The sequence below is a fragment of the Arthrobacter sp. YN genome, from assembly GCF_002224285.1.
GTDB lineage: Bacteria > Actinomycetota > Actinomycetes > Actinomycetales > Micrococcaceae > Arthrobacter.
Genome location: NZ_CP022436.1, coordinates 1101930 through 1113948, shown reverse-complemented (window position 1 = coordinate 1113948; position 12019 = coordinate 1101930). Strand labels below are relative to the sequence as shown.

Here is a 12019-nt window from a genome sequence, read left to right as displayed (position 1 = left end):
GCCGGCCCTGCAGGTCATGAGTCTGCGGGATGGAGTCCCTGTCCTTCCAGAGTCCACCGGCTCGCCGGTGTCCCTAACTCTCCGGTGTCCCTAACTCTCCAGAGTCCCCTGGTGGAACCGGAGCCGCCATTGGCCACGGTCCAACATCCAAACGGAGCTGCGCAGTGCTGAACCCGTGTGGGCGAGGCTGCGATAGTTCAGCAGAATGGTGTTCTCGCTGAGACGGTCGGCACTGAGCAGCTCCAGGTCAGTGGGTTCGCCGGGATCCTCTTCCAAGGCCATCATCATGGCGTCCCGGGTCCAGAACCGTCCCGAGCTGCCGATCTCGGCGAAGTCGGGGTGGAGCAGCACTCCGATCCTGCCAATGTCAGCACGAACATCCGGCCGCAGCAGTTCCCGTTCCAAGGCCAGCACCGTCTCCTCGGCGGAGAGCTCCTGGGCGGAAGGATCCTCGAGTTCGCTGAAGAGATCAGGCTGGCCAAAGATCCCGGACTCTCCAAAGAGCGTCGGCTCAAAATGGGGTCGGGAGGCGCGCTCGGCCTTCGCGGGGACGGAACCAACTGATGTTCTGGAAACGTTCGCCGACCCCATGGAGGCAGCAGCTGCCCCTGCGGCCGGTGCCCCTGCACCAACGGGCTCTGCAGCCCGGCGGTGCGTTTGTTCCAGCGGGTCTGCCTGCAGCTGCGCCTGAGCGGGTCCCTGCGCGGTTACCCCGGCGTCCAGCTGTGCCTGGTCCCGCCCTTTCGCATCGCCCTGCCCCAGGGCGCCAGGGAACCCAGGCCCGCTGCGGTGCGCAACACCCTGCTGGTAGGCCGTTGCTGCCGCGCGTGCACGCTCATCGGCGGCCTCGTTGAGGTCATGTCCGGCGTGACCTTTGACCCATTCGAATTTGTACTTTCGGCCAACTATTGCTTGGTCGATGTCCTTGAGGAGGTCCACGTTCAACACAGGCTTGCCGTCGGCTTTGCGCCAGCCTTTGCGCTTCCATCCCGGCATCCACTTGCTGATGCAGTTGATGACGTACTGGCTGTCGCAAAGGATCAGCAGGTCTTCCTCCGGCACATGTGCCGTGGAACGGAACAGATCCAGGACGGCCATGAGTTCACCCTGGTTGTTTGTGCCGTGCGGCCAACCTCCTGCGCGCCAACAGGAGTCATCAACGTACCAGGCCCAACCGGCCGGCCCAGGATTGCCGAGGGCGGACCCATCAGCGGCAGCAATAATCGTCATAACCTTAATCCTGCCAGACCCCACCGACACTGAATCCGTGCTAGCACCCAACCAAGTAGCAATAGATGCCGTTTTGAGCGCTCACAACGGCATCTACTGCTACCTACTTGGGCTGGGACCGCAAAACGGCGGCCCCCACCAGGTGGGGACCGCCGTCGTTTGCTCTAAAAGCGTGATGCTTGGGCGCTGTATTGGCTACAGCGTGGGGGCTTAGAAGCCGCCCATGCCGCCCATGTCGTCGCCGCCGGCAGCCGGAGCGTTCTTCTCAGGCTTGTCGGCAACTACAGCCTCGGTGGTCAGGAACAGACCAGCGATGGAAGCAGCGTTCTGGAGAGCCGAGCGGGTGACCTTTACGGGGTCGTTCACACCGGCAGCCAGAAGGTCTTCGTAGACGCCCGTGGCAGCGTTCAGGCCGTGGCCGGAAGGCAGGCCGCGAACCTTATCCACCACAACGCCGGGCTCGAGGCCAGCGTTGAAGGCGATCTGCTTCAGCGGAGCGTCGATGGCAACCTTGACGATGTTGGCACCCGTTGCCTCGTCACCCTGGAGGGTGAGGTTGGCGAATGCCTTGGCGCCGGCCTGGATGAGGGCTACGCCACCACCGGCAACGATGCCTTCTTCAACAGCAGCCTTGGCGTTGCGGACTGCGTCCTCAATGCGGTGCTTGCGTTCTTTGAGCTCAACTTCGGTTGCGGCACCGGCCTTGATGACTGCAACGCCGCCGGCCAGCTTGGCCAGGCGCTCCTGCAGCTTCTCGCGGTCGTAGTCGGAGTCGGAGTTCTCGATCTCGGCGCGGATCTGGGCCACACGGCCTGCGATCTGCTCGGCGTCGCCGGCACCTTCAACGATGGTGGTCTCGTCCTTGGTGACAACAACCTTGCGGGCGGTGCCGAGGAGTTCGAGGCCAGCGTTTTCGAGCTTGAGGCCAACTTCTTCGGAGATGACCTGGCCACCGGTGAGGATGGCGATGTCGGCCAGCTGCGCCTTGCGGCGGTCGCCGAAGCCCGGAGCCTTGACGGCAACGGACTTGAAGGTGCCACGGATCTTGTTGACGATCAGGGTGGCCAGGGCCTCGCCCTCGATGTCTTCGGCGATGATCAGCAGCGGCTTGTTGGACTGCATGACCTTCTCCAGAACCGTGACGAGTTCCTTCACGTTGGAGATCTTGGAGTTGACGATCAGGATGTACGGGTCTTCGAGGACCGTTTCCTGGCGCTCTGCGTCGGTGACGAAGTAAGCGGAGATGTAGCCCTTGTCGAAGCGCATGCCCTCGGTGAGCTCGAGCTCCAGGCCGAAGGTGTTGGATTCCTCGACCGTGATGACGCCTTCCTTGCCCACCTTGTCCAGGGCTTCGGCGATGAGGCTGCCGATTTCCGGGTCACCGGCGGAGATGGAAGCCGTAGCTGCGATCTCTTCCTTGGTTTCGATCTCCTTGGCGGAGGCCAGCAGTTCGCTGATGACTGCCTCAACAGCCTTCTCGATGCCGCGCTTGAGGGACAGCGGGTCGGCGCCGGCGGCAACGTTGCGCAGGCCTTCCTTCACCAGTGCCTGGGCGAGGACGGTTGCAGTGGTAGTACCGTCGCCAGCGACGTCATCCGTCTTCTTGGCAACTTCCTTGACCAGTTCTGCACCGATCTTCTCGTAGGGGTCGTCCAGTTCGATCTCCTTGGCGATGGAAACGCCATCGTTGGTGATCGTGGGGGCGCCCCACTTCTTTTCGAGGACGACGTTGCGTCCACGCGGGCCGAGGGTGACCTTGACGGCGTCTGCGAGGATGTTCAGGCCCCGCTCGAGGCCGCGGCGTGCCTCTTCATCAAATGCAATGATCTTGGCCATAACGGCGGTAGTCCTTTCGGGACAGTCGTTAAGAAGGTACCTGTCAGATGGGGTGCCCGCGACGGACGGTCCTTTGCCCGCGGCCTCTGTATGCCCCGCGCTCCGGACCTCACCCCACCAAGGTGTTTCTTGATCCTCCGCTGGAACGAACGCCGCCCACCGCCGGGGTAAGCCGGGCTGGACTTAGCAGTCGAACCATAGGAGTGCTAAATCAATAATTAGCACTCGACCGGGGAGAGTGCAAGCAGAGATGCCACTTTGCTCTATAAACAAAGGGCTTTCAGCCGAGGGCTGACGAAGGAAAGGTGAAACCCTGCAAGGCGCTACGCGACGCGCACACCTTCGGCTTGCGGACCTTTTTGCCCCTCGCCCAGTTCAAACTCAACCCGCTGCCCCTCTTCAAGGGCGCGGAAGCCGTCCATTTGTATGGCGGACCAGTGTACAAAGACGTCGTCACCCGACTCATCCACAGTGATGAATCCGTAGCCTTTTTCGGCGTTGAACCATTTGACGGTTCCCAATGCCATGATGCCCACACTTTCGCAGTAGCCAAGACCGGTTGCCGGGATCTCCGTACCGGAATCAATCCACTGTAACCACAGTCACTATGCCGGCGCTCCCATGGAGGCCCGGGGCATCACTTTTGTTATTGAGGCTTAACCGAGTTGGGGCTTCAGGGCCACCGGGAGGGCCGAGGTTTACTGGTAGCCCGGTCCTGCCACAACCACCAACTGCTGCTGCACCTCGGGTGATTCAAGGATCGTCTGGATGCCCAGCAAGGTGCCCAACGCCTCGGCGTTGACCTTCTGCTCAGGCGCGTTGTAGAAGATCACCGATGTCTGCTGCGGCAGGCCGCCCCAGTTGCCCACGGTGCTCAGTGTCCAGCCGTCGGCTTCCACCAGACCGGCTACACGGCCAGCCAAGCCAGCGGTGCCGGCACCGTTGTACACGGCAACCGGCGTGGACTTGTCCACCGGTGCGGAGGACGACGTTGCAGACGGACTCTCAGACGGTGTCGGCTCGCTGGATGCCGACGGTGCGCTGCTGGATTCGCCCGGTGCCGCCGATGGTGATGAATCTGTCTGCTGCGGCGCCGGCGTCGAGACGCTGGGCGCGGCACTGGGAGCCACCACGCCGAGGTTCGGAAGGACCAGGAAGGCCACCAACCCCAGAACCAGGGCCACAGCCCCAACAGTCAGAACCGGCCACAACGTGGGACGCGTGGTTTCCTGGGCGTCCCGGTGAACGCCCTGCCGGGAGGTGTTCTGCGGGACCTGGTCGAATTCGTCCTTGGCATATTTGGTCATGGTGAAGCGTTGTCCTTGCTGGTTGCTGCTGACAGATCAGCCTGGCGATTTACGCGTCGGACCCCAAGCGACGTGCCGTCCGCGCACGCTGGCGGGACGTACGTAGTCTACGCAATCTCTTGACGAGCATGGGATCGTGGGCCAACGCGTCTTCGGTATCTATCAGCGCGTTGAGGATCTGGTAATAGTGTGTTGCCGAGAGATCGAACAGCTCACGGATGGCCTGTTCCTTGGCCCCTGAATACTTCCACCACTGCCGTTCCAGGGCCAACATCTGCTGGTCCCGTTCGCTGAGCGGAGAGTCACTGCGGATCCCTGCCGCAAGGTCTGCAAGGGCAAACCCTGTTGACTGCGGCGCCATCGGTTCCGGTGCTGGTTCTGCCACGGCACACTCCTTCGACGCGTGTTGGGGGAAAATGTCCTACCCCCATGTTACGGGCGAATAACAACGCTGTCATTCGCCGGTCCGGGATTGCGCGGGAGACAATGGCGTGGTGAATGGCGAGGATGCACTCTTTGACCTTGAGCCGGCCGACCCGGACCAGGCGGGTTTTGCCGAGCTCCCTGACCGCCCACTGGAAGAACTGATGGCCCCCGACTGGGCCGATGCCCTGCGGCCCGTGGAAGGGGAACTGCGGAGCGCCTTGGACTTCGTCGCGACCCAAGCCAAGAACGGGAGCTACGTTCTTCCGTCGGCCGGCAACCTCCTGCGCGCCTTCCAGCAGCCGCTGGCAGACGTCAAAGTACTGATTCTGGGCCAAGACCCGTACCCAACGCCGGGACACGCCGTCGGGCTTTCCTTTGCGGTGTCGCCGCAGACGCGACCCATCCCGCGCAGCCTCGCCAATATCTACCGGGAACTGCACGACGACCTCGGACTACCTCCCCGGGTCCATGGCGACCTCAGCGCCTGGACGGGCCAAGGCGTCCTCCTGCTGAACCGGGTCCTCAGCGTCACCGCCGGAGACGCCGGCTCGCATCGCGGCAAAGGCTGGGAGGCCATCACGACGGCGGCAGTCACCGCCGTCGTCCGCCGTACGGACGGTGCGGGGCGACGCAGCCCGTTGGTTGCCATCCTCTGGGGCAAGGACGCCGAGGGCGTCCTGCCGCTGCTGGATGGAGCACCGTCCATCGTGTCGGTCCATCCCAGTCCCCTCTCGGCTTCCCGGGGATTCTTCGGCTCCAAGCCCTTCAGCCGCAGCAACGAGCTGCTGGTGGAACAGGGCTCCGAACCCATTAACTGGGAACTGCCTGTCCTGTAACTTTCGACTCATCCCCAGCGGACGTGCAGGAAATTAGCTTAGGCTTACCTACATGTCTGCTCTCCCCGTGACTTCGTCCGCCACCCGCACAACCCGCCCGCAGGTCAACCTGACCGTCCTGCGGAACGAACGCCTTTCGCCGCATATGGTGCGGATCGTGGCCGGCGGACCGGGGTTCAGTGACTACGCGAACAACCAGTACGTGGACCGCTATGTCAAGATCGTCTTTCCCCAGCCCGGTGTCGAGTACGAGCTTCCGCTGGACCTGTGGGCCATCCGCGAGACCATGCCGCGGGAGCTGTGGCCGCACACCAGGACCTACACCATCCGTTGGGTGGACCTTGAAGCCCAGGAACTGGCCATCGACTTTGTGGTGCACGGCGACGAAGGGCTGGCAGGTCCTTGGGCAGCAGCAGCCGAGCCCGGCGATTCGGTGGTCTTCACAGGTCCCGGCGGTGCCTACAACCCGGCCCCCGACGCCGACTGGTACTTGTTCGCCGGCGACGATGCCGCGATCCCTGCCATCGCAGCATGCGTTGAGACTCTTGCCCCCGATGCCCGCGGAACGGTGTTCCTGGAAGTGGACAACGAGGCTGACATCCTGCCCATTTCCGCCCCCGCCGGCGTGACGCTGCACTGGCTGCAGCGCAACGGAGTACCCGCGGGCTCCAGTGACTTGCTGCTCGAAGCCCTGCGCACCACCGAATGGCTGCCCGGCCGGGTGGACGTTTTTGCCCACGGCGAGCGGGGTTACATGAAGGGTCTCCGTGAGATCTTCTTCGTCCAGCGGGGATTGGAGCGTTCCCAGGTGTCACTGTCCGGCTACTGGGCACAGGGTCGTGTGGAGGAAGTGTTCCAAGCCGAGAAGAAGCTTCCGGTCGGACAGATCTAGATTCGGCACAGATCCAGCTTCAGCTCTTAAAGCCGAACGGCGCTGCCTCATGGCAGCGCCGTTCGTGTTTTGTCACTTATCGCCTGCGGACCCTGCGCCGCTCGTTGCTGGACAGCCCCTTGGTCAGGGGCCGGGCGAGGTTGTCGCCGAGCACGATGCCCGCAGCCACGCCCAGGACAATCGCCCCTGCGTTCAGCATGCCGCCCGCACCCAGCAGAATGTCTCCCTCTTCAACGGTCAAAACATACATGGACCGGAATATAGTGAGGCCGGGAAGCAGGATCAACGCGGCCGGAACTGCAACCACCAGCTGCGGCGCTCCGAGTTTGAGCGCCACTACCCGTCCCAGCAGGCCAATGACCACGGCCGCGACGGCGGGTGAGAGGCGGTCGCCGAGCCCGGCGGCCCCAGCCCCCCACAGAACGAAGAAGCCCACGATGCCGACTGCCGCCGTCGGGAATAACAGACGCATTTGCGTTTGTTCGGTGACTCCGATGGCCACCACCGCGATCGCGATCAGGATGGCCTGACCCCATAAGGGATACGCATCGGGGAATGTATCCGTGACGTCCAGGACCTCGCTGCCGATCAGCGTTCCGACCACCACTGCGACGCCGATGCCTGCCACGATGGCACCGAATGTCAGCGCCGTGGAAAGGAATCGGCCGGCTGCAGTCACCGGGAAGCCGTTGATCGCATCCTGGACAGACGAGACAAGTCGCCCCGTTGGCAGCAACAGCAGGATTCCGCCGGCAACCACAATGGACGGAGCAATGTCCACACCCGCCCACCGCAGCATCAGCGCGATAAAGGTAACCAGGAACGCGCACGCCATGGTGTTGAAGAAGTCTGCTGTCCGCCACCGTGCAAGCTGGCGTGAGAGCAGGCTGATCAGGATATTGGAGCAGAAGGCCACCGCAGATGCGCCCAGGCCACCGCCCAGGACGCCCACGAAAACCGCGGAGAAGATGCCGAAGGCAATGGTCACCATCCAGCGCGGGAAGGGCTTGGCGCTGCGGATGATCTCGTTCAAGCGGCGCACGGCCTCATCGCGGCCCACTCCCCCGGCCACGATGTCAGTGACCAACTGGTGCACCTGTGCCAGGCCGGCGTAGTTGTTGGTCCAGGATCGAACAACGCGCAGCAGCGTGATGGGCGTCTGGTCCTTGGGAGCGTAGTTGATGGCCACCGACTGGTTGGTGATGTCCACTTCAACGTTCTTCAGACCGAGGGCGGCCGTCACAGCGATCATGCTCGTCTCAACTTCAAGGGCGCCCGCCCCATAGCGGAACATGACTTCCGCCAGATGCAGGGCGAAGTCGATGGTCTTGCGGGCCGATGCGTCCACTCCCACTACCTGGATGGTGGGGTTGGCATAAGGGCTTCCCGCCAAGCGGTCCACGATGTTCATGGGCGCCGTGGGCGGACTGTCACCTTGGACAAGACGCATGAGCATGCGCTTGGCGTTGACGTTTTGCCGGACCTGGGATGGCCTGAGCGGCTGGGTTTTGGGCAACCCGTCAGTATGGGGCCTGCTGGCGGACCCGTCGGGGCGTTCAGTCACGCGGTGATCCTCCCTTGGCTTGTGTGATTAGCGGTTCCTCCGAAATTTTCCTACTACCGGCAATTTCTCCAGTGGCAATCGTCCCAGTACTGTCTGGGCAGCGCCTGCGAGCTTCCTGACCACGCGGTAGGCGTTGAAGATGAGCGGGTTCACCGGTGCAACGAAGTCCCCCACCAGCTGGACCACCTCGCCCCCGAATCCCTTCTTGAATTCGTAGCCGCCGTGGCCGGTCTCATCCTGGCCTTGGATACCGAACGTGCCGTAGAAGTTGTAGCGCGAGTATCCGTTGTTGAGCGCGTGCAGCATCATGCCCCAGTACAGGGACGTAGCGCCGTTGAAGTAGATATAGTCCTGCACGGTGCCGCCAATGACGCACACCAGTTCGTCGCCCGAGCATGCGAAGTGGATGGCAGCCACAGTGGCCACGCCTACGGAGTCCGGGAAGCGTTCGATGTCCTTGAGGCTGCGCTCATAGCTGTCCACGAGGTCCTGGACTACCTTGACGCGGTTGGCCTTCTTCTTGCTGCCAGTCTCTTCGACTTCACGCTTGAGGTCTGCGAGGGTCTTTGATTCAGCCTCCAGCCGTTCCGTGATGGACGCCCGGTACTCAGGGATGTTGATCTTGGCCATCATGAGCTTGGTGAACTCGTCCGAGGTGTTGCGGAGCAGCTGCTCGTAGTACTCGCGTTCGCGGTACGTGAAGCCCTTCTCATCTCCGGCGGTACTCAGCGCGTTGTAGAACTCATCCAACGTTTCCAGCGTGGCCTGTTCCAGGTACACACCGTTCTTCTCGGCTTTACGGATGGCCTTGCGGGTGCGGTAGTTCATGCCCATGATGAGCTCTTCGGAATCTGCAATCCCGTCGAGCTGTTTGATGAACATCCAGTTGATGTTGGCGAAGTTCATGTCGAAGCCTTGGTGCTTGAAGCCCAAACCCTCGAATTCCTTGAGCAGGGGCCGGTTGTCCTCCACCTCGGGGTGCTCTGCGCCCTCTTCGTCGCGCGCGATGTACCGGATGTTGGGTGAGATCCGCAGTTCAGCGGCCTTCTTCGAGGCTGCGTGCTTTTTCAACTGCTCGACGACGAAGCGCACCACCGTGGGGTCGCTGTAGTCCATCAGTGGTCCCTTGGCGCAGTCTGCGATTTTGTAGCCCAGGCGGTTGGACGAGTAGACGAGCTTTCCCGCAGCGATCAGGCTGCCACTCTGCCTGATCCCGAAGAGCTCCACTTCCTGGCCACGGGCACGCTGGAATCGCGTGAGGTCCATGGACTGGATGAAGCTCCCCTGCGGGTGTCCCTTGGCAAAGGTCTCGAAATCAGCGTCACTGAGAATCACGAATTCCATGGCGGTTCCAGCCTCAATCGGAGTCAAAGAAATTACCTCACCTAAAAGTAGATTTGCACCCGTTGGTGGCCGGGGCGGGCCTGAAGTTGGTTGGCTTGCTGGCTGTTGTGGCCGTCAGTAGAACTGGCCGCCGGTGCGCATGGTCTCGAGTCGGCGGAAGATGCGTTCCGCACCCTTGAGCCACAGCTTGTATCGGACAGGTCCGAGGACGAGGTCGTAGCAGCCCACAAAGTCCGTGACGGTCTTGGTGAAGCTCGTCTTGAACGATCCCAGGCCGTAGAGCGGGTGGCTCTTGTCCTTGATCCTTGCGGCAGGCGGCGTACCGCAGAAGTCGTACTCCACGCAGCCGAGCTCCTGCATGCGCTGGATCGCTGCCCACTGGACCAGGTGGGAATCGCCGTACTGCTTACGGTTCTGGGTGGATCCACCGTCCTTGTACGTGGCCTTTGACCCGTAGCTGATCACGAAAGCACCAACACTGGGTGCGCCGTCCTCATGGACGAAGAAGAAGTGGCCCTGCCCGCGGCTGGAGAACTCTTCCCAGAACTTTGCGTAGTACTCGTAGCTCCGCAGCGGCATGGCACCTTTAGCGTCCATGGTGTTCCGCATGAGGGCGTACAGCTTGCGGTAACTGTCCTCGCCGGGCTCTCCCTGCACAACCTCGCACCCTTCGCGTTCGGCCCTGCGGACAGCGTTGCGGGCGCGTGAGGAGATGCTGCGGAGGACCTCGTTGGCGGGCGCCGAGATGTCCAGCAGCGCGGTGGAGTCGTTGGACTGGATATTGGGAGCCTTGACCAGTCCGGCGGCCTTGAGTTGTGCTGCACCCTCTGGCGATTCAACGACGTCCGGCTCGATCTTGATGGTGAAGACGTTCATCTTCTGCTCCTTGGCCAGGGTGGAGATGGCCTTGAGCATGGGGCTGATGTCTTCCACGGCGGCAGCGTCCGGGCCCTTGATCAGGTACCAAAGCCGGCCCATGACCGGGAACTTCTTTTCCAAGAGGAGGTTGTAGCTGGAGTAATCGGAGGTCTCCACCACCAGGCGGCGGACCAACCAGCCGTTACCGTCCTTGACTGCCGCGTAGGCGTCCGACTGCAGCATGTTGCCGCCGTTGGGGTTCGCCGTGACGTGCTTGTCCCAGTTATCGATTTCCTCGGCGGTGGCAAAGCGGGCGGTAAATTCTCGCAAGGTGGCCGTGTCCAATCTCAGGGTTTTGGTGCAGTGTTCAAAAGCGAAGTGCGCATGCGGCATGCAGCTCCAAGTCTATCGGGCCAAGCGAAATCGGCGATTCCGGGCTGGGACTGGCTGGCGGGCATGGGTAGCTGAGGCGTTGTAATCGCTGCCCCCGGCGAAGCCGGGTCCGGGAGGGCAAGCAAGAAGAGGCGCACGGCCGGACCATCAGCACCACCGTTGATCATCTCCCCGCGCTGGATTGTTCACTCTTGTCCGCACCCTGCGACACATCCCGGGGGCCTGTAGTAGTCCTCGGTAGAAGGCATTTGTTGCTCCCAACTCCCTCTTCCAGGATGTCATTCATCCTGTCCAAATGAACGCGAAGGCTCTGCACATCACGAACTAGCGAAACGAGGTTATACACAGGTGTCAGGACGAAGCCAGCCAGAACGGACAGTGTAAATACTGAGCCAATGCTGATGGACCCGTCGGCAGACAAGAGTGCTCCGACCACAAGGAGGAGCAAAGGCGTTGCGAGCCGGGAAAAGGCAACGATCCATTGGGCCGCTGCGTCCAAACGTCGTCGCTTTCCGGCATATAGGAAATAGCTTGAAAAGAGTCTTTGCCACTCCGCGTACACAGCACCCATCTGACGGAATGCGGCAAGTTGTTCGATACTGCGCACAGCATCAACAGCAAATGCCTGTACTTGTGAATCAGCGGCTATCTCACGTCTGTTTGCGGCCAATATAGGACGTCGAATAGCAAGGACAATGCCGACGGGAAAAACAGAAGCCAGAACAGTCAGGACCGCGAACAGCGGAGAAACGGCCAAAACGTAGATCACGAAGACAATCACGAACAGGGAATCGACAGCGCCCGCAACGAGCTTGGGCGCCGGAAAGCACCCTCCCCAAATGGGCATAATGGACTGACTTTATGAGTACGGCAAAGGCTAAGTCAGCCAATTACTTTCAGCGTGCGCTGCTTGACGCAGCGGGCTCTTCCGGGCGCACCAAAGAACGACCAGGGTGAAAGAATCTACGAAGGAGCCTAATTAGGTCCTCAAGTGAGTTAGTGTGGCGACGCTAGCCTTTGACCCGGCGACGCTTTTGCCGGGAGAAATCAGACAGTGCGCCGCCGAAGACGGCAATGCCTATACCCAGGCCAGCTATCGGAGTCGCGATCACCGAAAAAATCGTGCCGACTACAGCTCCCAGAGCTCCGGCAATGAGTTTTTCTTTCATAACGTATTCCCCTCAATAAGTTACGAGGACTGCCAGTCGTCGCCAGGCCTCAAATCACGCATCAATCCGGAAAATGCCCGAAGCTATCCGCAGAATAACCAGACCGGGCAGCTCCTGATTTCAAGTGCAATACAACCATCGATTTGTGAATCCTTGCCGAGTCA

General features: G+C 61.6%; 12 protein-coding genes. 2 read left to right on the top strand and 10 right to left on the bottom strand.

All coding sequences use genetic code 11. From position 1 onward, the window contains the following. Positions 1-90: 90 nt before the first annotated feature. From CGK93_RS05175 to CGK93_RS05155, 5 genes are all read right to left on the bottom strand, one after another. Positions 91-1230, bottom strand: a complete 1140-nt coding sequence (locus CGK93_RS05175) for a ribonuclease HI family protein (RefSeq protein ID WP_089593896.1) — start codon at positions 1228-1230, stop codon at positions 91-93. A gap of 210 nt (positions 1231-1440) precedes the next feature. After that, on the bottom strand, positions 1441-3066 hold the full coding sequence (gene groL, locus CGK93_RS05170; RefSeq protein WP_089593895.1) for a chaperonin GroEL: 1626 nt from the start codon (positions 3064-3066) through the stop codon (positions 1441-1443). Positions 3067-3389: 323 nt separating this feature from the next. Further along, the gene (locus CGK93_RS05165) at positions 3390-3593 is read right to left on the bottom strand and encodes a cold-shock protein (protein ID WP_011773737.1); all 204 of its coding nucleotides are present in this window, start codon (positions 3591-3593) and stop codon (positions 3390-3392) included. A gap of 171 nt (positions 3594-3764) precedes the next feature. Beyond that, positions 3765-4373: a LytR C-terminal domain-containing protein gene (locus CGK93_RS05160; protein WP_089593894.1), complete on the bottom strand. Its 609-nt coding sequence runs from the start codon at positions 4371-4373 to the stop codon at positions 3765-3767. Between the two features lie 49 nt (positions 4374-4422). Further along, positions 4423-4758 carry a DUF3263 domain-containing protein gene (locus CGK93_RS05155; protein ID WP_089593893.1) on the bottom strand — a complete coding sequence of 112 codons (336 nt, stop codon included), beginning with the start codon at positions 4756-4758 and terminating at the stop codon, positions 4423-4425. A 106-nt stretch (positions 4759-4864) separates the two neighbouring features. Between CGK93_RS05155 and CGK93_RS05150 the strand changes: the two genes are divergently transcribed. Both CGK93_RS05150 and CGK93_RS05145 read left to right on the top strand, forming a co-directional pair. Beyond that, the gene (locus tag CGK93_RS05150; RefSeq protein ID WP_089593892.1) at positions 4865-5635 is read left to right on the top strand and encodes a uracil-DNA glycosylase; all 771 of its coding nucleotides are present in this window, start codon (positions 4865-4867) and stop codon (positions 5633-5635) included. Positions 5636-5687: 52 nt separating this feature from the next. Continuing rightward, the gene (locus tag CGK93_RS05145; RefSeq protein ID WP_089593891.1) at positions 5688-6527 is read left to right on the top strand and encodes a siderophore-interacting protein; all 840 of its coding nucleotides are present in this window, start codon (positions 5688-5690) and stop codon (positions 6525-6527) included. A 76-nt stretch (positions 6528-6603) separates the two neighbouring features. On the opposite strand, the gene CGK93_RS05140 is transcribed toward CGK93_RS05145, so the two are convergent. The 5 genes from CGK93_RS05140 to CGK93_RS23460 all read right to left on the bottom strand — a co-directional run bounded on the left by CGK93_RS05140 (position 6604) and on the right by CGK93_RS23460 (position 11855). Next, positions 6604-8091 (bottom strand): threonine/serine ThrE exporter family protein, encoded by a 1488-nt coding sequence (locus CGK93_RS05140; RefSeq protein ID WP_089593890.1) that lies wholly within the window; start codon positions 8089-8091, stop codon positions 6604-6606. 27 nt (positions 8092-8118) lie between these two features. Then, complete coding sequence (locus CGK93_RS05135) at positions 8119-9435, bottom strand: peptidoglycan bridge formation glycyltransferase FemA/FemB family protein (protein ID WP_089593889.1); 1317 nt, start codon at positions 9433-9435, stop codon at positions 8119-8121. A 114-nt stretch (positions 9436-9549) separates the two neighbouring features. Then, a complete protein-coding gene (locus tag CGK93_RS05130; protein WP_089597207.1) occupies positions 9550-10638 on the bottom strand; it encodes a lipid II:glycine glycyltransferase FemX in 1089 nt (362 codons plus the stop codon). 211 nt (positions 10639-10849) lie between these two features. Continuing rightward, on the bottom strand, positions 10850-11533 hold the full coding sequence (locus CGK93_RS05125; RefSeq protein ID WP_089593888.1) for an ABC transporter transmembrane domain-containing protein: 684 nt from the start codon (positions 11531-11533) through the stop codon (positions 10850-10852). Positions 11534-11696: 163 nt separating this feature from the next. Beyond that, the gene (locus tag CGK93_RS23460; RefSeq protein WP_157731611.1) at positions 11697-11855 is read right to left on the bottom strand and encodes a hypothetical protein; all 159 of its coding nucleotides are present in this window, start codon (positions 11853-11855) and stop codon (positions 11697-11699) included. Between the last annotated feature and the right edge of the window lie 164 nt (positions 11856-12019).